The 23,778-nt window shown below is 49.5% G+C and carries 25 protein-coding genes; 12 read left to right on the top strand and 13 right to left on the bottom strand.

Annotated features, from left to right (window positions below; translation table 11 throughout):
• Window positions 1–494 precede the first annotated feature (494 nt).
• The 6 genes from IT774_RS10065 to IT774_RS10040 all read right to left on the bottom strand — a co-directional run bounded on the left by IT774_RS10065 (window position 495) and on the right by IT774_RS10040 (window position 5,114).
• Window positions 495–1,331, bottom strand: coding sequence for a glycosyltransferase family 2 protein (locus tag IT774_RS10065; RefSeq protein ID WP_195809674.1), 837 nt, complete (start codon window positions 1,329–1,331; stop codon window positions 495–497).
• A complete protein-coding gene (locus IT774_RS10060; RefSeq protein WP_195809673.1) occupies window positions 1,313–2,350 on the bottom strand; it encodes a glycosyltransferase in 1,038 nt (345 codons plus the stop codon). The genes IT774_RS10065 and IT774_RS10060 overlap by 19 nt, the downstream gene beginning before the upstream one ends.
• A complete protein-coding gene (locus IT774_RS10055; protein ID WP_218958914.1) occupies window positions 2,334–3,380 on the bottom strand; it encodes a glycosyltransferase in 1,047 nt (348 codons plus the stop codon). Before IT774_RS10055 ends, IT774_RS10060 begins: the two co-directional genes overlap by 17 nt.
• Before the next feature lie 91 nt (window positions 3,381–3,471).
• Window positions 3,472–4,395 (bottom strand): glycosyltransferase, encoded by a 924-nt coding sequence (locus IT774_RS10050; RefSeq protein WP_195809671.1) that lies wholly within the window; start codon window positions 4,393–4,395, stop codon window positions 3,472–3,474.
• On the bottom strand, window positions 4,395–4,961 hold the full coding sequence (locus IT774_RS10045) for a glycosyltransferase family 2 protein (RefSeq protein WP_195809670.1): 567 nt from the start codon (window positions 4,959–4,961) through the stop codon (window positions 4,395–4,397). The genes IT774_RS10050 and IT774_RS10045 overlap by 1 nt, the downstream gene beginning before the upstream one ends.
• A gap of 9 nt (window positions 4,962–4,970) precedes the next feature.
• Window positions 4,971–5,114, bottom strand: a complete 144-nt coding sequence (locus IT774_RS10040) for a hypothetical protein (RefSeq protein ID WP_195809669.1) — start codon at window positions 5,112–5,114, stop codon at window positions 4,971–4,973.
• A 269-nt stretch (window positions 5,115–5,383) separates the two neighbouring features.
• Here IT774_RS10040 and IT774_RS10035 point away from each other — a divergent pair, with 269 nt between their 5' ends.
• Complete coding sequence (locus IT774_RS10035) at window positions 5,384–5,923, top strand: DUF421 domain-containing protein (protein WP_195809668.1); 540 nt, start codon at window positions 5,384–5,386, stop codon at window positions 5,921–5,923.
• On the opposite strand, the gene IT774_RS10030 is transcribed toward IT774_RS10035, so the two are convergent.
• The 4 genes from IT774_RS10030 to IT774_RS10020 form a co-directional block, all read right to left on the bottom strand.
• Window positions 5,920–6,873 (bottom strand): Zn-dependent hydrolase, encoded by a 954-nt coding sequence (locus tag IT774_RS10030; RefSeq protein ID WP_408641184.1) that lies wholly within the window; start codon window positions 6,871–6,873, stop codon window positions 5,920–5,922. The genes IT774_RS10035 and IT774_RS10030 overlap by 4 nt on opposite strands.
• On the bottom strand, window positions 6,870–7,163 hold the full coding sequence (locus IT774_RS18040; protein WP_408641183.1) for a hypothetical protein: 294 nt from the start codon (window positions 7,161–7,163) through the stop codon (window positions 6,870–6,872). Before IT774_RS18040 ends, IT774_RS10030 begins: the two co-directional genes overlap by 4 nt.
• Window positions 7,160–8,386 (bottom strand): pyridoxal-phosphate-dependent aminotransferase family protein, encoded by a 1,227-nt coding sequence (locus IT774_RS10025; protein ID WP_195809667.1) that lies wholly within the window; start codon window positions 8,384–8,386, stop codon window positions 7,160–7,162. Before IT774_RS10025 ends, IT774_RS18040 begins: the two co-directional genes overlap by 4 nt.
• 166 nt (window positions 8,387–8,552) lie before the next feature.
• On the bottom strand, window positions 8,553–9,119 hold the full coding sequence (locus tag IT774_RS10020) for a DUF924 family protein (RefSeq protein WP_195809666.1): 567 nt from the start codon (window positions 9,117–9,119) through the stop codon (window positions 8,553–8,555).
• A gap of 282 nt (window positions 9,120–9,401) precedes the next feature.
• Between IT774_RS10020 and IT774_RS10015 the strand changes: the two genes are divergently transcribed.
• Window positions 9,402–10,478 (top strand): mechanosensitive ion channel family protein, encoded by a 1,077-nt coding sequence (locus IT774_RS10015; RefSeq protein ID WP_195809665.1) that lies wholly within the window; start codon window positions 9,402–9,404, stop codon window positions 10,476–10,478.
• Here the strand turns inward: IT774_RS10015 and IT774_RS10010 are convergent.
• Genes IT774_RS10010 through IT774_RS10000 form a run of 3 tightly spaced genes read right to left on the bottom strand, consistent with a single transcriptional unit; the run spans window position 10,473 to window position 13,183 of the window.
• Complete coding sequence (locus IT774_RS10010) at window positions 10,473–11,495, bottom strand: DUF3080 family protein (RefSeq protein ID WP_195809664.1); 1,023 nt, start codon at window positions 11,493–11,495, stop codon at window positions 10,473–10,475. The genes IT774_RS10015 and IT774_RS10010 overlap by 6 nt on opposite strands.
• A 2-nt stretch (window positions 11,496–11,497) precedes the next feature.
• On the bottom strand, window positions 11,498–12,247 hold the full coding sequence (locus tag IT774_RS10005) for a pteridine reductase (RefSeq protein WP_195809663.1): 750 nt from the start codon (window positions 12,245–12,247) through the stop codon (window positions 11,498–11,500).
• 12 nt (window positions 12,248–12,259) lie between these two features.
• A complete protein-coding gene (locus IT774_RS10000) occupies window positions 12,260–13,183 on the bottom strand; it encodes a fructosamine kinase family protein (RefSeq protein WP_232364950.1) in 924 nt (307 codons plus the stop codon).
• A 309-nt stretch (window positions 13,184–13,492) separates the two neighbouring features.
• On the opposite strand from IT774_RS10000, the gene thrS reads away from it, so the two are divergent.
• The 10 genes from thrS (at window position 13,493) to IT774_RS09950 (ending at window position 23,583) form a co-directional block, all read left to right on the top strand.
• Complete coding sequence (thrS, locus tag IT774_RS09995) at window positions 13,493–15,409, top strand: threonine--tRNA ligase (RefSeq protein ID WP_195809662.1); 1,917 nt, start codon at window positions 13,493–13,495, stop codon at window positions 15,407–15,409.
• An 82-nt stretch (window positions 15,410–15,491) separates the two neighbouring features.
• Window positions 15,492–16,034, top strand: a complete 543-nt coding sequence (gene infC / locus IT774_RS09990; RefSeq protein ID WP_195812263.1) for a translation initiation factor IF-3 — start codon at window positions 15,492–15,494, stop codon at window positions 16,032–16,034.
• A 114-nt stretch (window positions 16,035–16,148) separates the two neighbouring features.
• The gene (rpmI, locus tag IT774_RS09985) at window positions 16,149–16,346 is read left to right on the top strand and encodes a 50S ribosomal protein L35 (protein WP_108566247.1); all 198 of its coding nucleotides are present in this window, start codon (window positions 16,149–16,151) and stop codon (window positions 16,344–16,346) included.
• Between the two features lie 18 nt (window positions 16,347–16,364).
• Window positions 16,365–16,721 carry a 50S ribosomal protein L20 gene (gene rplT, locus IT774_RS09980; RefSeq protein ID WP_195809661.1) on the top strand — a complete coding sequence of 119 codons (357 nt, stop codon included), beginning with the start codon at window positions 16,365–16,367 and terminating at the stop codon, window positions 16,719–16,721.
• A gap of 359 nt (window positions 16,722–17,080) precedes the next feature.
• Complete coding sequence (gene pheS, locus IT774_RS09975; RefSeq protein WP_195809660.1) at window positions 17,081–18,061, top strand: phenylalanine--tRNA ligase subunit alpha; 981 nt, start codon at window positions 17,081–17,083, stop codon at window positions 18,059–18,061.
• An 18-nt stretch (window positions 18,062–18,079) separates the two neighbouring features.
• Window positions 18,080–20,467, top strand: a complete 2,388-nt coding sequence (pheT, locus tag IT774_RS09970; RefSeq protein ID WP_195809659.1) for a phenylalanine--tRNA ligase subunit beta — start codon at window positions 18,080–18,082, stop codon at window positions 20,465–20,467.
• A gap of 3 nt (window positions 20,468–20,470) precedes the next feature.
• The gene (gene ihfA / locus IT774_RS09965; RefSeq protein ID WP_195809658.1) at window positions 20,471–20,770 is read left to right on the top strand and encodes an integration host factor subunit alpha; all 300 of its coding nucleotides are present in this window, start codon (window positions 20,471–20,473) and stop codon (window positions 20,768–20,770) included.
• A 180-nt stretch (window positions 20,771–20,950) separates the two neighbouring features.
• A complete protein-coding gene (locus IT774_RS09960; RefSeq protein WP_195809657.1) occupies window positions 20,951–21,532 on the top strand; it encodes a hypothetical protein in 582 nt (193 codons plus the stop codon).
• A gap of 628 nt (window positions 21,533–22,160) precedes the next feature.
• Window positions 22,161–22,493, top strand: coding sequence for a YnfA family protein (locus tag IT774_RS09955; protein WP_195809656.1), 333 nt, complete (start codon window positions 22,161–22,163; stop codon window positions 22,491–22,493).
• Between the two features lie 706 nt (window positions 22,494–23,199).
• A complete protein-coding gene (locus IT774_RS09950) occupies window positions 23,200–23,583 on the top strand; it encodes a VOC family protein (protein ID WP_195809655.1) in 384 nt (127 codons plus the stop codon).
• Window positions 23,584–23,778 lie beyond the last annotated feature (195 nt).

Here is a 23,778-nt window from a genome sequence, read left to right as displayed (position 1 = left end):
ACCAGAATCTGTGTAGATTAGCCCAGGGCGCGCAGACCGGCACTAACAACAGGTGCCTTTCGCATTAGTAAAATGCACTGGTAAGCAAAAGCAAGGGCGCAAAGGGTTTCCATCAGACTCTCCGTTGATATACAAATCTGGGCGTTGTTCAGATTACTAACGCAGTTTGTATTGTTCGTATAATATTAATTACTATAGATTAAGCAAAACCAATGCCAAAAAGTAAATGCTGGTAAATCTCTGTTTTTATTGATTAATTTATACGGGGGCAGAGTGCTGCAAAATCTGCAATGCAATTTTCGCTAATAGCGTGAAGAGTTTACCGGCTAAAGATCACTCACTACCAAAAAAGATTAACTTAACGTAATGATAACTCGGGTAAAAGAGGATCCTGCCAGGGCCACCACCCGTGCAGAGTTGCTCTTTACAGAGTCTCAAACATAAAAAAGGCGCCGGTTTAAGGCGCCTCTGCTACATTCAGTTAATTAACCAAATTAATAAGGTTGTTCGCTGCGGGTTTCTTGCATTTCCTGTTCGGTAGGCTCGCGTAAAAACTCCACCGAATGCTTTTCTTCGTCTACTTTTACCAGCCCCAACTCTTCAAATGCCTGCAACCAGCTAAACATTGGCAGGTAGTTATGCTGCCGGGCAAAGTAGTTGGCATTGTGACAGATGCTTTTTACATGATTGACCGGTGGGGCGTACTTGGTATGGTACTGATGCAAAACTTTTTCAGGAGAAAAGACCAGATTGGAGCCTTTATTATGAAAACGTTCCGCAAAATCGGTATCTTCGCCGCCATAACCCAAAAAGTTTTCGTCAAAACCACCTGCTTCATTAAAGGTGGTGCGATGAATACAAAAGGCCAGTGACCAGAATTTTTTGCGATCCACCGGTTCGTCACACGGCACTGCTTCTCGTTTGGGATGTTCCATGGCCTGATCTTTAAGCTGTAGGTAATCGCCGTGATCAGGAACTTCGTTAAGATAACGCACAGACGCGGACGCTATGGTATGCGGGGTCGCCCGCTGAATCAGCGAGTCGAACAAATCCGGACTACAGATACAGTCCACATCCAGAAACACCAGAATGGGCTGGGTGGCGGTTTCAAAACCCAGGTTGCGGGCTTCTGCCAGGGGGAGTTTGGCATCCGGTACCGTCACCTGACGTAACGGAATACCGCCGACTTCGTCTTTATCAAGACGTTCTTCTTCCATCCACACTACAACCACTTCTTTGGGTTTTATAGTGCTTTTTTCGACGCTTTCCAGCAGGTTATCAAGTTGCTTTTTACGTCCTTTTACCAGGGTAATTACCGAGAATGGAGGCATAATAAATCCTTAATCAGGGCAGCAAATTGCTCTGCTGCGTGTGGGTTCGCCAGCGCGTTAACGCGACTGGTATCAATTGATGATGCTTGTTGTAAGGCCTGCTGCCATTGCGCAGGCTGTGAAATTTGCTGTCGCGGCATGTGTATCGCATAGCCATGTTCAGCCAGTTGCATGGCTTTGTAATCCTGCTCATCATAGGGACGAGGCTGGGGCACAACGATCAGTTTTTTGCCTAACAGCAGGAGTTCTGACAGTAAATTGTTGCCGCCGCTACAGACCACGATGTCGGTAGGCAGATGCACTGAAATATCATCTACACGACCTAAAAATGTGATTTGTGAGGTATTGGTGCCGTCGCACCCGACCACCCAGATGGGCAGTTGCAATTGTTCAAGGACCGGTAACAGGGCATCCACCCCTTCGCCGCTGGAGGTAACGAGGGTAATACCGCGGCGTACCACATCCTGGCGATTTGTCGATAGCTCACTGAAAAACCCCAGAAACCGGGTTTTATCGGCAAAGGCAAACTGAGGATCTTCAATGTGTTTAGGATAGGGAGCGTATAAGGCTTCGGCGCACTCATAGGCAAAAATCTGGGTCGGATCCTCGTCGGTATTACCGCTGTGACGCTGCATAATCACCGGCACCCCGGCGCCGCGCGCTAATATGGTCAGCTCGGCCGACACATCACTGATAAACAACCTGGCCTGATAGGCACTTAACAAATTAATAAAGGTCAGGGCTCGCTGGGTCGCGGCACGGGTGCAGGGAACACCTTCAAAAGCGCTATCAAAGGTACGTTCAACCGACTCCGTCGAGTCCGTCCATTTGGAAGGCAGGCACTCGCAGGCCAGATGGGCGAATTCTTGTTGCAGCTGAGTCTGCATCTGCGGGCTACCGACTACAAATACCACGGTAAACTGCTCTTCCAGGGCAGGAACCAGGCTTTTGGCGCGCTGTATATGGCCCGCGCCCTGATGGTGCACATAGTACAACAGGGTATTAGTGAAAGTTGGCATACAGTTGCTCGTATTTTTCCAGGGTCAGGCTAAAATCAAACTGGTGCGCAAAGTCGCGACAGCGTCCGGCTGGCAGCCGGGCTGCACGACTAATCGCGGGTACAATGGCTTCAGGCTGACTTGCTTCGATAATCTGGCTGACCGGTTCCTGGCGAAGCTCAGGTACAATGGCACTGGCAAAACCAATTACCGGGGTATCACAGGCCAGCGCCTCCAGGGTCGATAAACCAAAGGGTTCACGCCAGGCTGAGGTGCATAGCAGCGCCGTGGCGGCACTGAGGTAACGTTTAAGTTCCGTCTGAGACAAATGGCCCGCATAGCGTATGGTGTCACTAAGGTAAGGCCTGATATGGGTGGCGTAATAGGTTTCATCCGCTATGGGGCCGGCAATAATCAGCGGCATATTGGCAGTTTCGGCCAGCTCGATGGCGGCCGCGGTATTTTTATCATGACAAATCCGGCCACTGCTCAATAAGAACCCAGACTCAGGTAAGGCCGGCACCGAATCCGCCTGGTAGTGTGCCGGTTCAATTCCATTAGGGATGGTGTACAAGCCGTCGCCCAGCACCTCGCTCCATTCGTCACGCAGACGTTCAGACACCGTTACGTAGACATCGTTGGTGCGGGCCCGGTTAAGTTTGTGGGTCAGCGCCAACCGCTCAGACACCGGGCTATGCAGGGTAATCACACTGCGTCTGCGATGTAAAAAACCATAGTCGTAAATCGCATGGTAATAGCTATGGTAATGCACCACATCGTAGCCGCTGGTATCGATAAGCCCATACTGGGCCGCCTGGTATTGTTTCTGACCCTCGGTTTCACTGGTGATGGCATCGCACATACGCAGGGCCGACTCTTCAATGGCCAGCGTATTGAAGCGATTGGTTTCATCGGCTTTACGACACAACACATCGACCTCGTGCCCCCGCGCCGCCAGGCCATTGGCCAGACGCACCACAAAGGCTTCGGTGCCCCCGGCAAATGGTTCGGTCAAATCTACGATCGGACTGGTGACCATTAATATTTTCATACCAGGGCACTCACTTTTTCACTGTAGGCCTGACACATGGTGCTTAGTGGAAAAGAATCGGCGCGCTGGCGTACATCGTCCCGATGAAAATTCACCGCATCTGACAAGGCCTCGGCCAGACTGAATACATTGTTGCCTTTGGCCAGACAGCCCCCGAGTCCGCTACAATTTCAGGAAAGGCGCCGCGATTAAACGCGGCCACCGGGGTGCCGGTGGCCATTGCTTCCACCGTGGACAATCCAAATGGCTCATCCCAGCGCGCCCCAAAAACTACCGCCCGGGCGTTTTTCAGACACTGATTAATTTGCTGGTGGGTAAGGTGGCCCAGATACTGTACCTGCTCATTAAGCAGCGGTTTTATAACATCATCAAAATAACGCTGATCGAACACCGGCCCGGCAAAACGAAACGACAATCCCAGCTCGCTTGAGGCTTTAATAGCAAGATCAAAGCCTTTTGAAGGGGTGATACGTCCAAAAGAAAACGCAAATTGTGGCTGATTTTTGTCTACTTCCCACAGGCTCAAATCAACCCCGTTGTAAATTACATCAATATCGTCATTGATAAACGGACGCCATAATTCAGCCACTGAATAAGAAACCGCGTTGTAATGCACAAAGGGAGAATAAGACGCCAGATCGGCGGCTGCTTTCAACTTACTGTAGGGCGGCGTATGTAAGGTGGTTAATATCGGGATATCATATTTACACGCCCACAACGGCGGCACTGAACTAATGGCGTTGTTATGCACCACATCAAACCCGCGGCGGGTAATATCTTCCATTACCTTAAGCAAAAAGTCGTTTTCCACAATATCGGGGTATTGTTGATAGGTTTTCTCATCCAAAGGGAAGCTTACCAACTCGCAATTTACCTGGCTGTCAGGATGAGCATAAAGCGTGACCCTGATATTCTGATTATAGGTACTTACCAGGGATGCGATAAAAGCCTCGAGGCCGCCTGCAAACGGCGGCCGGATGGGATAACGCGGATGGGCAATAACCGCCAGCTTCATCAATGCACTCTCCCATGAGCACTTTTAAACAGTACCGGCTGATTAAGAAATTGCGGCATTTTTTTATCAAACGCCGTTTTTAATAAGGACCAGTCAGCGCCTTTCTCATCGGTAAATGGTAATAACGACTTCAGAAAATCGGTGCCAAAGATCACGCCCTCAATAGGCCGCTCCCAGGTCACCGGCATCTGGTAGTCATTGTTAAAATAATGGGGAGTGACCGCAAAATCTGTTACCGGGTGCGCTTCTAATAAAGCGCGCAACACCGCTTCATCAAATTTGTCATCGTCGGTCCGAAACACAACATTGTCGTGTTTAATCTTTGCGCAGGCCAGATTATAGGCACAAAACCGGCTATTAATGCTGTTGTCGATATACTCAGTGTCAGCAAAGCATTGCAAGGCGCTATTAAGCTGCGCATATTTTTTATAGGTGAGAGGCGAGTTGTCAGCCACAATAACCTGGCTATCAGGAAACTGAGCTTTGAACTGCGCAACCCGCTCCAGTAACGCATCCTTCATTTTGTAAGTCACAAAAATTGCACTTAATTTTGCCGGCGCTGCCATGCTGACATCCTATTGGTTGAGTAATCCTTTCATTTGTTTTACGCGCAACTCAAGGCGTAACCGTTCGCTGATTTTCCAGTAAGGCAGTTTGCCCAATAACAGTTCCGCCTTATCAATTTCTGCCATCAGCGAGTCGTAGCTAATCAGTGTCATATTTCCCTCCTGTGTGTAGCTGAACAGCAACTCCTGTACCGATAACCAGGGTGGTCAAAAAGTTTTCATAATCTATTGAAAATATTAGGGTTGCCAGCGCGCCTTCAGGTGTATGTTGATCACAAACGTGGTTGTTAGTTGACTCTTTATTACAGATGCAGAAGGAAAATTTACAGCGGGCACAAAAACCCACAGGGTATTTAACGTGGTGATCTTAACCGCTGACCCACGGGGTAAGTAATGTAAAACAATGTCGACTGGAACTTCTCATGATATTTTTTCAAAGCTGGCCAGAGCTATGGCGAGTGCTCATTACGGCGGTGGCCACCTACCTTATCTGCGTCGCCTTTGTTGGGGTCTTCGGAAAGCGTTCAAATGCCAAGATGAACAATTTTGACTGGATAGTGACCGTGGCAATGGGCTCGATTCTGGGTTCGGCGGTGCTGCTTAAAAAAGTGGTTATTGTTGAAGTGGCGCTGGCCTTGTTTGTCTTATTGTTGTTGCAGTATACCTTCACATTATTGTCGGTGCGCTTCACCTGGTTTCACAAGCTAATGAATAAATCCCCGGCGTTGTTGTATTACGATAAACACTTCATCTCTAGTGCCCTGAAAAAGGAACGGGTGACTGAACAGGAAGTGCTCATGGGGATGCGGGCCCATGGTTTTACCCACAAAGATCAGGTAAAGGCGGTTATTCTGGAGCCCAATGGGGATCTGAGCGTGTTGCCCAGTAGCGTGCCTGGAAAACAGGACCAAAGCATGCCAGAGCTGGTAGCGGCTTTTCAGGATAAGAATACCAGTGACTAAGTGCTCTGGTATTGCCGGGCGAGTAATATCACGGTTTCAAACAATACCTGCAGACTGACCATGATATCCTCGGTGGTTATGCTTTCGTCCGGATGATGGCTGATACCCCCTTTACAGCGAGTGAAGAGCATCGCCACCGGACATATCTGTGCCAGCGCCATCGCATCATGGCCCGCCCCTGAAGACAAGAAAAACGGCCGCAACTGGCTGGCGGTGACCGCTTGTTTCAGCACTGACTGCAGCTGTGGATCGCACGCCACGGCGGCGGCTTCATGGGTCTGGCGCCACAACAGTTTAACCTGATGATGCCTGGCAATGCATTGCGCTTGTTCCAGAATCAGATCAGTAACCGCATCGCGGTGCAGATCATCACTGCTGCGAATATCCAGTGAAAACAAGGTCTCCCCAGCGATAACATTCACCCCGTTAGGCTGGTTTTTAATCTGCCCGACAGTGGCCACCACCTTGTGCTCTATGGCCAGTTTTTCAATACAGACAATTATTTTGGCGCTGGCCGTCAGGGCATCCTGGCGCAGCCGCATCGGCACCGTGCCGGCATGACCGGCCATGCCCGTGACCCGAAATTCAAAGCGGCGGGCTCCGGCGATGGCGCTGACAATCCCCACCGGTAAGTCTTCATCTTCAAGGACCGGGCCTTGTTCAATATGTAATTCCAAAAAGCCCAGCACCTCATCCGGGTCTATGGCCGCTTCACTCACCTTGTCAAAGTCGAGCCCGAATTGCTGCAGGGCATCGGGTAAACATACACCCTGCGCATCGGTGGAGTTTCGCCAACTGGCTGGCCAGCTATGGGTTAGCGCGCGGCTGCCCAGCAGGGTAGAGCCAAAGCGGGTGCCTTCTTCATCGCCAAAGCCCACCACATCCAGGTGAAAGGGCAGGTGTACCGCATATTCATCCAGCAGTGCGGCCAGGGCTACCGGGGCAATCACCCCAGCATGCCATCGTACTTGCCGCCATTGGGTACCGTATCTAAATGGCTGCCAAGTATAAAACGCCGGGCGTTGGGCTGCCGGCTGCCAAGACGCCCCCACAAATTGCCCGCCGCATCGGTATAACTGGTCATGGCAGATTGCGTCATCCATTGGGCAACCTGGCGATTCGCCGCAGCATGTTCATCGGTTAGATACCGCCGGTCAAGATGGTCCGGATGCTGACTTATTTCAGCCAGTTGCCGGAGTTGCTGCATTACGCGCTCTGCCGCGCGGGTAAAGGCCGTCACAGGCTTCGGGCCTTATCATAATGCGCCAGCGCCGTATCGACCCCGATCCCTGGCTTAGGGGCACACTGATGGCGGCGAAGGACGGTTTCCAGCGCTTGTAGCGTGTGTAGAACTGCATCCTCCCGGGCGTTATAGCCCATGGTGCCAATACGCCAAATCTTGCCTTTTAATGGCCCAAAACTGGTACCTATCTCAATATTAAAGCGCGTTAACAGCTCATTGCGCACCGCCTCGCCATCCAGTTTTGCCGGAATCATCACCCCCACCGCGTTGTTCATTTTATGGCGGATGTCGCCATATATCTCTAACTCCATGGCCTGAATACCTGCTAGCATGGCCCCTCCGGCCAGTTGGTGACGGGCAATAACCTGCTCAAGTCCTTCCTCCAGCAGATTAATGGCGCACTCCCGGGCACAAAATAGCATGGCAGCGGCTTCGGTATGATGATTAAGGCGCTCGTTGCTCCAGTAATCCAGCAGCATGGGCACATCAAAATAATTAGACTGAATACGGCTGCCGGTAGGCCGGGCATATTGTTTATCGCGGATCCCCGCTTCAATATGATGACGTTTGCGAACATGGCTTACATAGCGCTCACTTAATGTTATCGGTGCGCTGCCCGATGGCCCGCCCAGGCATTTTTGCAGGCCCACTGACACCGCATCGAGTTGCCAGGCATCGGTGTTAAATGCATTTCCCCCAATCGAGGCGGTGGCATCGCAATAAAACAACACATCATACTGGCGACAAATTGCGCCCAGGTCTTCTAATGGTTGCAGCATGGTGGTCGAGGTATCACCCTGGACAATGGCCAGCACTTTGGGCTGGTGGCGCACGATCGCCTGCTCAATTTGCTCGGCATCAAAGACGCTACCCCAGGGGGTTATTATCGTCTCTACCCGGGCCCCGGCGCGCTCACATATCTCTGCCAGTAAATGACCAAAGCGTCCGAATATGGGGACCAGCACCTTATCGCCAGGTTCCAGGGCCGACACCAGCAAGGCTTCAATCCCCGCGCGGCTGGTACCGTCTACTAACAGCGTATGCTGGTTGTGGGTTTTGAATACCTTACGATACAAAGCCATGACTTCATCCATCACCGCGGTCATCGCAGGATCAAATTGCCCCACCAGCTGAGTAGACAATGCGTTCAGCACCCGGGGGTAGCAGTTAATCGGACCAGGGCCCATCAGTAAGCGGGGCGGTAAGTTAAGTGGTTGCATAGGCAGTAACACCTCACGGTTGAGCGCCTTGACTCCTCCTACGCTAATACAGGAAGAGGCAGGCGAGCATTCAGGCGCCCTGGGTCAGCAATAGCAGCTGCCCTTCTGGTTTATTAACGTGACCGGCCGGGCTTTCCCATTGAGCTTGGGCAGGGGCTGGCCAGATTTAAAAAGAGGCGCCGGGCTGGGTCAGAAACTGTTCTTCTTCAGGCGTTGAAGTGCGCCCTAATATGGCATTTCGATGAGGATAGCGGCCAAAGCGTTGCAGGATATCGCGGTGCTTTTTCTCATGCTTAAAGTTTTGTTGTAAGCCGTTATCGTCAAACAGCTCCATCGCCGAGTCATGAATCTCCAATGATTCGCTATGCATAAATGGCATATACAAAAAGGCGCGTTCATCATTGGTAAGTTGTTTATCTGCGCCCACACTAATGGCTTCCTGCGCTAAGGCCAGGGCCAGTGGATCGCAGCTAAACGCTTGAGCCTGATTGCGATATATATTGCGGGAAAATTGATCTAACACAATGATTTCGGCCAGCCGCCCATGGGCAGTTGCCCGCCATGGCCATAGTTCGCAACACGCCGCCGCCTGGTGTACCGAACCAAACCGGGCTCTTATTAATGTATCCAGACTTTCATCCTTGCGAAACCACTGGGCTGGCTCGAGCTCCTCGAACCAGAACGCCATTACACTGGCGGCTTCTTCCACAGTGATTAGTGTCGATGTTCCCATAGATTTCTACCCAACGAATTGATTAGTAATTAAAAGTGTCAGCCCTGAGTATTATTTGCTCATTGTGAATGAGAACAAAAAATAATCAACATTAATTATAAGGAATTGCGAATTAATGGCGGCACCGCCTCGTTACTGGCTTAGGCTTAGGCTAAGGTTTTATCCACAAGTTCCGCTAGCGGCCCTGCTCACATCGCAAAAGAGGACATTCGCACTGACCCGGGCTGAAGGTTCACCGCGTATGCATAACTCTATCTAGCTTAGCTATGGAGCAGATGACGTATGTGGGTATGGGCTGGTTTACAGGGCGCGGGTCAAAGCGAGACGCAGAGTCAGACGCAGGTGCTGTCGGACATGGTTAACAGTGTGGGGGCACACTTGCCCGGGATCGGCATTGGACTGGTCTTGCTATTGGTGTCTATTTTTATTTCCGGGCCCCTTGCCACCTTATTGCTCAAGCCCTTTGCGCACCTAACCCAAAGTCCGCTGATTCGTTCGGTAAGCCATCGTGCGATAGCCATTCTGTGCATCTTGCTGGGTGTGTATGTGTTTTTAAAGCTGGCGGGTTTAACGGAATTTGCGGTGGCCATTATCAGTGGTACCGGGTTACTGGGGCTTATCTTAGGCTTTGCATTTCGCGATATTGCCGAAAACTTTATATCGAGTTTGCTGCTTACCGTGCAACGTCCTTTCAGGTTGGGGGATGTGGTCCAAATCGACAGCTATCTGGGAGTGGTACAAAAGGTTACCGCCCGTGCCACCACCCTGGTAGATTTTGATGGCAATCATATTCAGATACCCAATGCCAGTATCTACAAGGGCGTGATTAAAAACCTGACGGCCAACCCGAATATGCGCGGTCACTTTATTATCGGGGTCGGCTATGACAATGACATCAAGCATGCCCAACAGCTGGCGTTAAAATTTCTCACTGCTCACGATAATATCCTGACCCAGCCTGAGCCTCAGGTATTGATTGATAACCTGGGGTCGGCCACGGCGAATCTGAAAGTGTATTTTTGGATTGATGTGGAAAAAACCAGTGAGCTTAAAATGGCCTCGGTATTGATGCGGGAGCTGGTGGTGTTGTTTGATAATGCTGGTATCAGTATGCCGGATGATGCTCGTGAGCGGGTATTTCCGCAAGGGGTGCCAGGGTTACAGTCCGACGGCGGTCACTCCCGGCCAGACTCTGAAACACAAAGCCCTGAAAACACAAACTCTCAAGCACAGGTCGGGACAGCAAAAACCGCCACCGCCCCGGCTTCTGCTTCGGATGACGTGAGTAGCGAAACCACCGAAATTCGTCGGCAGGCAGCTCAGGCCCGGGATCCCGAAGATGGTGAAAACATTTTATGACCCTGGGCTTATTGGCGCGGTAGGAGACAGATTACAGCGGGCAAACAGGTCTTGCCAGAGCTGCACATGGGCGCGCACCGTTTGCTGATATTGGTTGAAGCGGGTTTGAGTGTGAAACCTGAGGTAACGTTTAAAGCTGGGATGCAGGGCAGGGTCCTGGGTTAAGGTTTCCCAGACCGGGGCAAGCTGATAATGAAACTGGTTAAGTTTACTGCCTACGGGCTGAATTTTTTCAATAAAAAATAAATAAAATACATTTTTAAGAATTTTTACCTGCTCACTGGCTTTGCCATCGGGGCACGACAGCGCCGGTAAATGCCGCGATAGGTGTGTATTCAAGGGCGTCAGATAAGCCAGCAATAATGTTTGGGTTCGCCATAATCTGGCTGGCAGTCTGGCACTGTCGATTATCTTCAGCTGAGTTTCAAGTTCGGTGGCATCTTTTAATGAACGTTGCTGCAGGCTGGCTACAAAGCTTAAGGCCGGGACCGAGGCACTGACATCACTGTTATTGGTGGCCTCAATATAGTTGGGCGAACGCGAATAGGCTGCCCGCATTTCCGGGCTAACCTGCACCAGGTTTGCCCACAAATCAGGCTGCTGGTGCTGCTTTAGTTCAAGCCAGCGGGTGAGTTGCTGGCTTAGTTTCGGCTGACTGGAAGCGATGGTCGTAATACATTGTTGTAGTTTGTCGAGCAGACGTGACTCATAGACAAAGCGCTGCGACAGCTGGGCGGTTTTTCCCAACACCGTGTTGCGTTGGGCGACCAGCGATCCTATCTCGCAATTTTGCAACTGATAAAAGTCGCGCAGATTAACACTTACCGGTTCAATGGCACGGGTGAGTTCAGCGGCAGACGGATAATCAAGCTGGGGTGGTGCGGGGACTTCCGCCGCCTGGGTGTCCAGCACGCGACTCAGGCGCGCCTGATATTCGGCCAGCTCGTCATCCAGCCCTGAATCAAAAAAACAGCCCGACAGCAGCGTGCATACTGTTATCAGTAACCACCCCCGCATTTTCAGACCGCCGCCTGAGAAGCAATGCTGCGCCCACCATCTATGGCAATAATCTGTCCGGTTATGTAAGGGTTACCAATCAGAAATTCAGCTGTGTGGGACAAGGCTTCAACCGAGCCAAGTTGTTGCAAAGGAATACTTTGCAGCAGGTGTTGTTTCTGGGCTTCGCTTAACGGCCGTTCGGGCCACAATATTGCGCCCGGTGCAATGCCGTTGACCCGTATCGCCGGGGCCAGTTCAATGGCCAGCGAGCGGGTAACAGACGCCAGCGCCGATTTGGCCGCACAGTAGACACTATGGCCTGGCAGCGGGCGCTCAGCATGAATATCCACCATATTGATCACACACCCTCCTGAGTCTTTGAGTTGCTGGCTAAGCGCCTGGGTCAAAAACAAGGGGCCCTGAACATTACTGCCCATCAAGGTCAGCCAGTCCTGGGTCTGAATCTGGCCTACCGGGGTGGGATAAAATGCGGATGCATTGTTAATCAATACATCCAGACGCGTGGAGATCTCTGTTACCTGTTTTGCCAGATTTGCCACCTGTTGCATATCACACAAATCGGCCTGGATAGTAACGGCAGACTCGGCACGCAGCTGGTTTAGCGAGCGGCACAGTTGTTCGGCTTCGCTGCGCGACTGATTATAGTGAACAATGATCTGGTAGCCTTTTGCATGCAGGGTAGATGCGAAATGATGGCCAATACGACGAGCGGCTCCGGTAATCAGGGCGATGGGCGGCGAAACAGACATAAAACCTCGGGTTCAATACATTTTCTGACAGCGAATGATGGCAGATTTTGCTTCATCCAGATAGTTGTCACCAAACATAACTGCATGATTTAGCCAATGATAAAGCTGATAAAGCTGTTTGCGCTGCTCATAGCCATCTTTTAGCGGTGCAGCCTCATGATAGGCAACATAAAATGGTTCGGGCAGACGTCCGAATAATTCGGTCATGGCAAGGTCGGTTTCCCGGTCAGCAAAATGCACCGCCGGATCAAAGATCACCGGTCCTTTGCCGGTATGTCCGACATTACCTGACCACAAGTCACCGTGAACCAGACTGGGGGTAGGGCTGTGACCCTGTAAGAACAATTCGGTCTGGGTTACAAACACATCTGGGTTTACCAATCGGTGCCCCTGACGCGCAAGATTTTCCAGCATAGCCCCGATTCGGCATTCTGAAAAAAACACCGACCAGGTTTGGTAGGTGTCATTGCACTGTTCGGTTTTACCTAGATAGTTATTGTGGGACCAGCCAAACTTCTGGTCCAAGGGGGGCCTCTCGGTAGGACAGTGCAACTGCGCCAGTTGTGCCCCCAGTGCGTGCCAGTCACTGGCTTCGGGGCGGGTGAAGCGCAGAAAACCCTGCACCAGGTACTCATGGCTGTTATTACCTTCATCGGTAATGCCATGACAGACCACACGGGGGGTATTGATGGTATTGGTTGCCTGAATAGCGGTAAGGCCCTCAGCTTCATGACGCAACTGTAAAGGCCCCTGATGGGGCCGGATCTTCACAAAATACCGGGCCGCCGTATCTTTTATAAGAAACGCCTGATGGGTGTCGCCGCCGGCTATTTGCTCTTTATGCTGGCACAAAAAACAGCTGGCAGTGGCCCGACTGATATGGTCGCTGATAAAATGCCACATAGGTTCGTTTGATAAGCCTGCGTGCATGTACATTAGCCTTGCCTTAAGTATAGTTTACCAGCCTGTTTACATCGTTCTTTTTACGGAGGTTCGGGCAATTATGATTGATTTACTACTGGTTGTAGCTGATTGGGTAATCACGTTGAGCGTGTGGCCGGGCCAGCCATTTTTTTCGCAGCCATTGCATGCGCTGGGTAAGCCGTTATAATTCCCCTCTTTTTTAGCAGCATAGCCATGCCTCTTTCTGCTTAGAATGAGCGGTTATCATGCTAACCATTGTTATTTTAAACTCACATATCACAAGTGGCACAGAGTAGGTGTCACCACTGTAAAGGAATGAAAATGCCTGTAATTACCCTTCCTGATGGAAGCCAACGCGCTTTTGATGATGCGGTTTCTGTACTTGATGTTGCAGCCGATATTGGCCCTGGTCTGGCCAAAGCTACCATCGCCGGTAAAATCAACGGTGAACTGGTGGATGCCGTGGAACTGATTGAGCAAGATGCGGCGCTGCAAATTATCACCGCTAAAGATGACGATGGGTTAGAGATCCTGCGTCATAGCTGCGCGCACCTTATCGGGCATGCGATTAAACAATTGTGGCCGGATGCCAAAATGGCGATTGGTCCGGTGATTGATAACGGCTTCTATTATGATGTCGATATGGAGCATTCCCTGACCCAGGAAGATTTGCAAACGCTGGAAAAGCGCATGCTGGAGCTGGCTAAAACCAACTATCCGGTGGTGAAAAACAAGGTTAGCTGGCAACAGGCGCGTGACACCTTTGAAGCACGTGGCGAAATGTACAAGATGCAAATCCTTGATGAAAACATCAGCAAGGATGATGAGCCGGCGTTGTATCAGCACGAAGAATACATTGATATGTGTCGTGGCCCACATGTGCCTAACATGAAGTTTTGTCATCACTTTAAACTGATGAAAGTAGCCGGTGCCTACTGGCGGGGCGACAGCGACAACAAAATGTTGCAACGCATTTATGGCACTGCATGGGCCGATAAAAAGCAGCTTAAAGCTTACCTTAACCGCTTAGAAGAAGCGGAAAAGCGTGATCACCGAAAAATTGGCAAAACCCTGGACCTGTTTCACTGGCAGGAAGAAGCCCCTGGCATGGTGTTCTGGCACAATGATGGCTGGTCAATTTATACAGAACTAGAAACCTTTGTGCGTCGTAAGTTACGTCAGTACAGCTATGACGAAGTCAAAGGCCCGCTGATGATGGACCGCTCATTATGGGAAAAATCAGGTCACTGGGATAAATATGCCGAAAACATGTTTACCACTGAATCTGAGAAGCGTGAGTATGCTATCAAGCCCATGAACTGTCCGGGCCATGTGCAGATTTTCAATCAGGGACTAAAATCATACCGTGATCTGCCCCTGCGAATGGCGGAATTTGGATGCTGTCATCGTAATGAACCATCAGGTGCCTTACATGGTCTGATGCGGGTTCGCGGCTTTACTCAGGACGATGCTCATATTTTTTGTACCGAAGAGCAGATCTTAAAAGAAGTCAGTGGCTGTATTAAGATGGTCTACGAAACTTACGAAGCCTTTGGCTTTGAAAAAGTGGCGGTTAAGCTGTCAACACGTCCTGAAAAACGTGTGGGTTCGGATGAAATCTGGGATAAATCAGAAGCGGCACTGGCCGAAGCGCTGAAAGCCAATGACATCGAATTTGACTATCAGCCGGGCGAAGGGGCATTCTATGGTCCTAAGATTGAATTCACTTTGCATGATTGTCTGGATCGTGCATGGCAGTGTGGTACTGTACAGCTCGACTTTTCGATGCCGGGCCGATTAGGTTCGACGTACGTAGCAGAAGATGGTGAACGCAAAGTGCCGGTAATGATTCACCGTGCTATCTTGGGTTCGCTGGAGCGTTTCATCGGTATATTAACCGAAGAATACGCGGGTTCGTTCCCACTGTGGCTGGCACCACAACAAATTTCGGTACTGAATATTACCGATAGCCAGGCCGAATATGTGGGAAAAACCGTAGAAAAATTGCAACAATTAGGATTTAGAGCAAAGTCTGACTTGAGAAATGAGAAGATTGGCTTTAAAATCCGCGAGCACACCCTAAAGCGTGTTCCTTATATGCTGGTGGTCGGCGACAAAGAAGTAGAGTCGGGCCAAGTGGCTGTGCGTTCAAGACGTGGTGAAGATCTGGGAACGATGAGTCTGGATGCTTTCATTGAATTAGCACAGAAGGAAGTCGCAGAAAAAACAATCAATTAGATTGTTACGGGTCTTGAAGGTGCCTGCAACATCCCCATATCGGGTAGCAGGCATAAGATTATAATTTTTGGAGGAATAGCACATTAAAGGCGCTAACAAACAGGCTCAGGGCGCAAAAGCCCGCATAAACGATGAAATCAAAGCCAGAGAAGTAAGACTTATCGGCAAAGAGGGTGAACAGATTGGCGTAGTTTCGCTAGCAGAAGCAACGCAAACCGCTGAAGAAGCGAGTCTGGATCTTGTAGAAATTAGTCCGAATGCCGAGCCGCCAGTCTGTAAAGTTATGGACTATGGCAAGTTCCTCTTTGAAAAAAGTAAAGCTCAAAAAGAGCAAAAGAAGAAGCAAAAGCAAATTCAGGTCAAGGAGGTTAAATTCCGCCCTGGCACTGATGAAGGCGATTACCAGGTAAAACTGCGCAACCTGCGTCGCTTTCTTGAAAGTGGGGACAAAGCCAAAGTCACTATCCGCTTCCGCGGTCGTGAAATGGCCCACCAAGACATTGGTATCGATCTACTAAAGCGGATAAGAACCGATTTAGAAGAGGTTGCTACCTGCGAATCTTTCCCTCGTCGAGTGGAAGGTCGTCAAATGATCATGGTATTAGCCCCAACAAAGAAGCAGTAATGGTCTAAAGTTTTCGAGGATTCTGCACCCTCGAAACACCTTGCTGCATAATGTAACCGGTTTGTGATGACTGCACATCATACGAACCGAACTTAACAATGCGGAGTTTTAGCAATGCCTAAAATCAAATCTAACAGTGGTGCAGCCAAGCGTTTTAAAAAGACAGGCTCTGGCCGCTTTAAAAGCAAGCAGTCTCACTTGCGTCATATTCTGACCAAGAAGAGCTCTAAGCGTAAACGCCATTTGCGTGGCAAAAAATTGGTTCATGATGCGGATACCAAGTTGGTACAACGCATGTTGCCTTACGTTTAAAGATCAGGAGACTAAAGAATGGCTAGAGTAAAACGCGGTACGATTGCACGTGCCCGTCACAAAAAAGTTTTAAAACAGGCGAAAGGTTATTACGGTGCTCGTTCTCGCGTATTTCGCGTAGCGGTACAGGCAGTAACTAAAGCTGGTCAATATGCATATCGTGACCGTCGTCAGCGTAAGCGTCAATTCCGTCAACTATGGATTGCCCGTATCAATGCTGCGGCACGTCAAAATGGCATGTCTTACAGCCGTTTCATTAACGGTCTGAAGAAAGCGTCTGTCGAGATTGATCGTAAGATCCTTGCTGACATCGCAGTACATGACAAGGTAGCATTTAGCGCATTAGTCGAATCGGCTAAAGGCGCGTTAGCTTAATTTTTTAAACCAAATTAAGTTTAAGTTCTTTCGGAAAACGGCGAGCAGGATGCTCGCCGTTTTTCGTTTCTACCCCACAAAAAAGAGGCGCCGCCGCAGTGGCCAGGCCTTATCCTGAAAACTTACCCACCGCTATACCTCCTGCATTTTCACTTCCAACTTCAGCAAAAGCTAATAAACTCACCCCCAAATTTCTAAATTTTGCGCTAAATTTATAAATTCGCCTAATTGTTGGGAATAATCAGCCCGTTAGGGTAGCGGCAGGTTTTGTGTGTCGTGTAGACTATAGCCTTTTATATTCAGGCAAACTCTTTGTTGCAAAGAGCTTTCCGCATATCAAATGCCATATTGAGGAAATCATGGAGCTTGAAGCGATCATCAGTCAGGCGCAAGGCCAGATTGACGCTGCCGAAGATGCAGCGACACTTGACCAGGTTAGAGTTGAGTACATGGGTAAGAAAGGCAAATTAACTGACCTGCTGAAAGGGTTAGGCAAATTGTCGAACGAAGAACGCCCAGCCGCCGGCCAGAAAATCAATCAGGCCAAGCAGACTATTCAGCAAGCCATTGCCGCCAAAGGCGATGCACTGCGCAGCGAAGAAATGAACCGCAAGCTGGCTGAAGAAGCGATTGATGTCACTTTACCTGGCCGGGTGGAGCAGCCCGGGAACCTGCATCCGGTAAGCCGTACCATAGCCCGGATTGAACAATTTTTCGGGGAGTTGGGGTTTGCAGTAAAAACCGGCCCTGAAGTGGAAGACGGGTTTCATAACTTTGATGCGCTGAACATTCCGGCCAACCACCCGGCGCGGGCCGATCACGATACCTTTTATTTTAATCCGGATGTGATGTTGCGTACGCAAACCTCCGGCGTGCAGATTCGGACTATGGAAGTCGAGAAGCCGCCGCTGCGTATCATCTCGCCGGGCCGGGTTTACCGGAACGACTATGACCAGACTCATACCCCGATGTTTCATCAGGTAGAAGGGTTGATGGTAGACAAAAATGTCAGCTTTACCGAGCTTAAAGGAATTTTGCATGACTTCTTGCATCATTTCTTTGAAGAGTCGCTAGAGATTCGTTTCCGTCCTTCTTATTTTCCGTTTACCGAACCCTCAGCAGAAGTTGATGTGATGGGTAAAAACGGTCAGTGGCTGGAAGTGCTGGGCTGTGGAATGGTACATCCTAATGTGCTTAAAGCCGTCAATATCGATCCTGAAGAATACACCGGCTTTGCCTTTGGTATGGGCGTTGAACGCCTGACCATGTTGCGTTACGGCGTAACCGACCTTCGTGCATTTTTTGAAAACGACTTGCGTTTTCTGAAGCAATTTAACTAGGGCAGGGCAGAGTTTAATATGAAATTTAGTGAAAAGTGGTTAAGAGAATGGGTTAATCCTGCCCTGAGCGCACAGCAATTATCAGAACAGCTGAGCATGGCAGGACTGGAAGTTGATGAGTTGGCGCCGGTGGCTGGTGACTTCTCCGGAGTCGTGATTGGTGAGGTGGTCGAATGTGGCCAGCATCCGAATGCCGATAAGCTGCGGGTAACAAAAATCAATACCGGTGATGATGAGTTGCTGGATATTGTCTGCGGCGCCCCTAACTGTCGCCAGGGCATTAAAGTGGCCGTGGCCAAAGTAGGCGCGGTGCTGCCGGGCGATTTTAAGATTAAAAAGGCCAAGTTACGGGGCGAACCGTCCTTTGGCATGTTGTGTAGCTTTTCTGAGTTAGGCATCAGCGAGGACCATGACGGCATCATGGAATTACCGGTGGACGCTCCGGTGGGTCAGGATATTCGCGAATACCTGACACTGGACGACCATAGTGTGGATGTGGATCTTACGCCTAACCGTGCCGACTGTCTGGGCATCCGTGGTATTGCCCGGGAAGTCGGGGTATTGAATAACGAAGATGTGTGCGAACCGGTGATTGAGCCAGTGAGTCCGACCATCGATGATACGGTAGAGATTACTTTGGAGGCGCCGCAGGCGTGTCCTCGTTATCTGGGACGGGTGCTGAAAAAGGTGGATTTAACCGTCTCCTCGCCCTTGTGGCTGACCGAAAAGTTACGCCGTAGCGGCATCCGCAGTATCGATCCCATTGTAGATGTGACCAACTATGTGTTGTTGGAGCTGGGTCAGCCCATGCATGCATTCAACCTGAATAGCATTGAAGGTGGCATTAAAGTTCGAATGGCGGGCGCCGATGAGTCTTTGACCTTGCTTGATGAGTCTACGGTTGAGCTTAGCAGCGATACCCTGGTCATTGCGGATGACAGCAAACCACTGGCCATGGCCGGTATTTTTGGTGGTCTGCACTCCGGGGTTACCACCGACACCACCGATATTTTATTGGAAAGCGCGTTTTTTGCCCGTGATGCCATTATGGGGCGTGCGCGCCAGTATAGTTTACATACCGATGCGTCACACCGCTATGAACGCGGGGTAGATCCGCAATTGCAACGCGATGCCATGGAGCGGGCCACCGCTTTAATTCTATCGATTTGTGGCGGCGAAGCGGGCCCGGTAGCAGAAGCGGTGGAACAAGATGCCTTGCCAGCGGCCAAAACCGTGGTGCTGCGTCAGGAACGCTTAAGCCGGGTGTTAGGTATTGATATCGAAGTGGCGAAGGTGACTGAGATGCTTACCCGGTTAGGCATGCAGGTTACCGAGCTGGGCGATCGCTGGCAGGCGGAAGTCCCCAGCTACCGGTTTGATATCGCCATTGAAGAAGATCTGATTGAAGAAGTGGCGCGGGTATATGGCTATAACAACATCCCCAATGTAGCGCCCACAGCAAGTCTGGCGATGTTGCCTGCCAGCGAAGCAACCATCAGTCCTGCCGTCTTCAAGATGCAGCTGATTGCCCGTGGCTACTCAGAAGCCATCACCTATTCTTTTGTCGATCCAAAAGTACAGGATGGCTTATTCCCGGCCGAAAAAGGGATGGTTTTGCCGCATCCTATTTCATCTGATATGTCGGTGATGCGAGTTAGCTTATGGCCAGGTTTGTTAGGTGCAGTAGCCTACAACCAGAAGCGTCAGCAAAGCCGGGTGCGTCTGTTTGAAACCGGTTTGCGGTTTGTGCCCGATGCCCAGGCCGATGGTGGCGTGCGTCAGGAGCCGGTTATTGCCGGCGTTATCGCGGGTCGGCGTACTGCCGAGAGTTGGCATGGTGGGGACGAAGCCGTAGACTTTTTTGATGTTAAAGGTGATGTGGAAGCGCTGTTGGCTTTGATGGCGCAAACCGGTGAAATCACGTTTGCCGCCCAGACCCATAGTGCACTTCATCCGGGTATGTCTGCCGCTATTTTGCTAGACGGAAAAAACATTGGTTTTGTAGGGGCTTTACACCCACAGTTTACCAAAATGACTGGCGTAAATGGCCGTCCGTTCTTGTTCGAAATTGACTTAACTGCTTTATCTCAAAGAACTTTACCACAGGCAAAAGCGATCTCTAAGTACCCTGCGAACCGTAGAGATATAGCAATTACAGTTAAAGAGGCAGTTGCTGTTGGTGCAATTCTTTCGCATGTAGAAAAAATTGGCGTAAATCAACTAGTTGCACTAAACTTGTTTGATGTATACAAAGGTAAGGGGATAGAGCCTGGTTATAAGAGCCTGGCTTTATCGCTCATTTTACAGAATCCGGAGAAAACACTGGAAGAAGCTGAGATTCAACAGGCAGTGGACACCGTGGTGAAGGGGTTAGAATCCGAGTTCGGGGCAGCGTTAAGAGAGTAAACTATGGCATTGACCAAAGCCGAAATGGCTGAACACTTATTCGAAAAACTGGGTATTAATAAAAAAGACGCTAAAGATTTAGTGGAAGGCTTTTTTGAGGAAATCAAAACTGCCCTGGAATCTGGTGAACAAGTGAAGTTGTCAGGTTTTGGTAATTTTGATTTGCGTGATAAAAACGAACGTCCTGGCCGTAATCCAAAAACCGGAGAGGATATTCCTATTAAAGCGCGCCGGGTGGTCACCTTCCGTCCGGGTCAAAAATTGAAAAGCAGAGTAGAAAACTCCACTCCTGTAGCGGAATAAGCGTTTTCTTTTTTCGCTTATAGCAAAGGCAGTCGGTACACAGGGTACCGGCTGCCTTTTCATCGTACTGCTTTAGACTTTCTCCCCCTTCCCAAGGCCGGTGCTTATCGGTAATCTATTGTCTGTTAAAATTTCTGTTCACTTAATCAGTGACTCACCTCTTAAATAACGGGCGTATTCATGAAAAAACTGCTGTTAACCGGCCTTTTCATTATTGTTGGAATTGCAGGCTACTTTGTCTGGCTGTCTGATCGTTCAGCAGAAACGGTAAAAGAGCCGGTCCCGGTTATTAATGTTATGGATATTCTTAAAGCTTCTGATTTGCGCGCAGGGGTAAAGCAGGCGGTAAAACAAGGTGATGACCAAGCCATTGAGCACTGGCTGCAAAAGGGCCAGGAGGTCGGCCGGGAGGCAGGCCTGTCACAAGAAAACATTGCATACCTGGGCTCGGAAAAAGCAAAACGCTATGTAAAGTACAATGCCAAACGCGATCTTTTTAATGAAGCCTTTGAACAGCGTTATGCTAATTTGCAAGGTATCGGTGATTTGAAAGAGCGTTACCCCGAAGCCAATAAGTTATATGAAAAAGCCCAGGAATTGATCGCCAAGCGGGACAGTCTTATTGAACAAATTGCCGGCACCCTGGCAGAAGGCGGCACGGTGACCAAAGCCCATCGCGAGGCCGCACAACAAATCTGGCAGAAACGCCATAAAGCCGCGCAGCAAAGCCCGGCAGCTGATTCAGACGCAAAGCCAGAGTAATATTGATCGCACTAGCATTAGGTCAGATACAGGGCGCTACTTATGGTGGGGCCCCAGCCATTTAACACAAATAACAATAAAAGCACCCAAAAGTGCGCCAAAGCCGGTTGCTGATCCGCATTTATAGTTCAGGGCCAGCCAGCGCGGCGAGCAATTAAGACAATGGCTCGCCGCAAATAAGAGGCTGGTTACCGGCAAGGTGTTCCGCGGTACCCGCCGTGTGAAAAAGCGATGATATAAAATGCGTTGTATCTGGACAGCGCTGCTAGCATCGTAAACCGCAATCATAGCAGGCTGACTGAGAATGATTGCCCTATTTCTATCGGCTGGAAACAGGGGCGGGGCGCGGGGTTCATGATTGGCAGGATGTCATGACCTGAATCAGGTAGTCTTAAAAAACTGCGCCCCTTATGACACTATTAATGGGCAGGTCGCAAGGTGGACAGGTCGATGCCGATGCCGGCGTGGGTGATACGTATCAATGGCCTTCAACCGGGTGTGCTTATGTGTTGGTGAACAACATCATTCTCATTTTTCTTTATCTCTTTATCTCTTTTTCCCTTTTTCCCTGCCTGGGTTTGCTACCATTGAACCCACGTACTTTGCAATCTATTAAAGGAATCATCCTTTGCCCGAACTAAAAACGGTGGGCCTGTTTTTAATCACTGCGCTGGCCGAAATTATTGGTTGTTATTTACCGTATCTATGGCTACGTGAAGAAAAGTCGGTCTGGCTGTTGGTCCCTGCTGCGCTATGCCTTGCGGCGTTTGCCTGGCTGTTATCTTTACACCCTACCGCCGCAGGGCGAGTGTACGCGGCTTATGGCGGGGTTTATATATTTATGGCTATTTTGTGGTTGTGGGCCATAGAGGATATCAGACCCACTATCTGGGATCTTGTGGGGTCGGGCGTCGCACTATTAGGTATGGCCATTATTATGTTTGCGCCGCGCGGCACCTGACAGAACCCTTTATTGCGCATCTTTTTAGGAGGTGTGGTCTTACCTTAAACTCGCGCAAAACAGGCTCATTTTTTGAGTTGTTTCATTCCAGCTCAGGCAAAAAAGTGAATTCACCCACGTGTGATTTAGCCAATAAAATGCCTGCCATTTTTGTAGTTCCGATGCCTTAGATAAGGGGGCTAGCGCCGCTTAAGCGGTTCATTCAGGGAAATACAGCATTAACAACAATTATCAACACAGTACGCTTCTTGTCGGTAGTTATTGTGCTGGCTCTTAATCTGGCAATAGGTGAAGTAGGGTAGGTAAGGAGACAGTTTAATCGCCAAACTTTATCGTGTTTATAGCCATGTTTTTTACTGGTTTTTTGCTATCACCGGCGCTTGTACTCAATAGTGTTTTTATAAAATGTGGTGCACTTATTATCTGAATTCGGGCTTCCCTTTAACAGGGTTCTTGTGTATAAAAATACGTGATGTTTATGCTTAAACTTTTTAAAAAGTAAGCATATACGCATCGTTAACAGCAGTCGAAATATCACGGCTGATGCCATGTCTTAATAGCCTGGCCTTGATACACAGGTCTTTTTGAATAAAATCTTAAATAAAATTCGACCGGCTATGACTCCGCGTCTGAACTCGACCCTATCTATTTTTTACCAAATCATTTTTACCGGTTTTTGCTGCCAGTAAGAATTAAGGAAATTAAAATGCCAACACCTGCTCAAAATGGTGTGCTTATCTACTCAGGAAATTTTTGTTCACTAGCTGGGTTTTACCAACAACTTTTTGACTTGTCGATTATCAGACAAACCAAAGAATTCATTAGCCTGGAAAAAGACGGCTTTAATCTGATTATCCATATACCGCCATTTTCATCACCTAAGGAATCATTTTGTTCCATAAAGCTTTTTTTGACGGTCCAGGATATAGAGGCTACTAAACAGCAAGCGCTGGAACTTGGTGGCAAAATATTTGATGGTGAGTGGGCTAACCTTGTATTCAAAGTGGCAAATATTGCAGATTGTGATGGCAACCATATTCAAATCCGGGAGTTTATGAATACCGGTGATCCTACACAAGATGAGGTGTAGCAAAAATACAGACGCAGACGACTCCAGCTACTCTACTTGGTGAGGGTAAATATCGGGAGACGTCACCGGTGCGCTTTATCAGGCGACATCATCAGACGACATCTGGATTTAAAACAAAATTACGCCAGGGAAGGGTATGTATAAATCATTAATATTGTAATTTTTTATCACAGTAACGTGTGTCTTTCAGGCTGC

Source organism: Salinimonas marina, assembly GCF_015644725.1.
In the GTDB taxonomy this organism is placed as follows: domain Bacteria; phylum Pseudomonadota; class Gammaproteobacteria; order Enterobacterales; family Alteromonadaceae; genus Alteromonas.
This window is presented reverse-complemented; position numbering and strand designations above follow the sequence as displayed.

What these genes read in the sequence shown, in the direction of transcription:
- IT774_RS10065 (WP_195809674.1), bottom strand. Translation starts at nt 1,331, where the DNA reads ATGCCTCCATTCTCGGTAATTACCCTGGTAAAAGGACGTAAAAAGCAA.
- IT774_RS10060 (WP_195809673.1), bottom strand. Translation starts at nt 2,350, where the DNA reads ATGCCAACTTTCACTAATACCCTGTTGTACTATGTGCACCATCAGGGC.
- IT774_RS10055 (WP_218958914.1), bottom strand. Translation starts at nt 3,380, where the DNA reads ATGAAAATATTAATGGTCACCAGTCCGATCGTAGATTTGACCGAACCA.
- IT774_RS10050 (WP_195809671.1), bottom strand. Translation starts at nt 4,395, where the DNA reads ATGAAGCTGGCGGTTATTGCCCATCCGCGTTATCCCATCCGGCCGCCG.
- IT774_RS10045 (WP_195809670.1), bottom strand. Translation starts at nt 4,961, where the DNA reads ATGGCAGCGCCGGCAAAATTAAGTGCAATTTTTGTGACTTACAAAATG.
- IT774_RS10040 (WP_195809669.1), bottom strand. Translation starts at nt 5,114, where the DNA reads ATGACACTGATTAGCTACGACTCGCTGATGGCAGAAATTGATAAGGCG.
- IT774_RS10035 (WP_195809668.1), top strand. Translation starts at nt 5,384, where the DNA reads ATGATATTTTTTCAAAGCTGGCCAGAGCTATGGCGAGTGCTCATTACG.
- IT774_RS10025 (WP_195809667.1), bottom strand. Translation starts at nt 8,386, where the DNA reads ATGCAACCACTTAACTTACCGCCCCGCTTACTGATGGGCCCTGGTCCG.
- IT774_RS10020 (WP_195809666.1), bottom strand. Translation starts at nt 9,119, where the DNA reads ATGGGAACATCGACACTAATCACTGTGGAAGAAGCCGCCAGTGTAATG.
- IT774_RS10015 (WP_195809665.1), top strand. Translation starts at nt 9,402, where the DNA reads ATGTGGGTATGGGCTGGTTTACAGGGCGCGGGTCAAAGCGAGACGCAG.
- IT774_RS10010 (WP_195809664.1), bottom strand. Translation starts at nt 11,495, where the DNA reads ATGCGGGGGTGGTTACTGATAACAGTATGCACGCTGCTGTCGGGCTGT.
- IT774_RS10005 (WP_195809663.1), bottom strand. Translation starts at nt 12,247, where the DNA reads ATGTCTGTTTCGCCGCCCATCGCCCTGATTACCGGAGCCGCTCGTCGT.
- IT774_RS10000 (WP_232364950.1), bottom strand. Translation starts at nt 13,183, where the DNA reads ATGTACATGCACGCAGGCTTATCAAACGAACCTATGTGGCATTTTATC.
- thrS (WP_195809662.1), top strand. Translation starts at nt 13,493, where the DNA reads ATGCCTGTAATTACCCTTCCTGATGGAAGCCAACGCGCTTTTGATGAT.
- rpmI (WP_108566247.1), top strand. Translation starts at nt 16,149, where the DNA reads ATGCCTAAAATCAAATCTAACAGTGGTGCAGCCAAGCGTTTTAAAAAG.
- rplT (WP_195809661.1), top strand. Translation starts at nt 16,365, where the DNA reads ATGGCTAGAGTAAAACGCGGTACGATTGCACGTGCCCGTCACAAAAAA.
- pheS (WP_195809660.1), top strand. Translation starts at nt 17,081, where the DNA reads ATGGAGCTTGAAGCGATCATCAGTCAGGCGCAAGGCCAGATTGACGCT.
- pheT (WP_195809659.1), top strand. Translation starts at nt 18,080, where the DNA reads ATGAAATTTAGTGAAAAGTGGTTAAGAGAATGGGTTAATCCTGCCCTG.
- ihfA (WP_195809658.1), top strand. Translation starts at nt 20,471, where the DNA reads ATGGCATTGACCAAAGCCGAAATGGCTGAACACTTATTCGAAAAACTG.
- IT774_RS09960 (WP_195809657.1), top strand. Translation starts at nt 20,951, where the DNA reads ATGAAAAAACTGCTGTTAACCGGCCTTTTCATTATTGTTGGAATTGCA.
- IT774_RS09950 (WP_195809655.1), top strand. Translation starts at nt 23,200, where the DNA reads ATGCCAACACCTGCTCAAAATGGTGTGCTTATCTACTCAGGAAATTTT.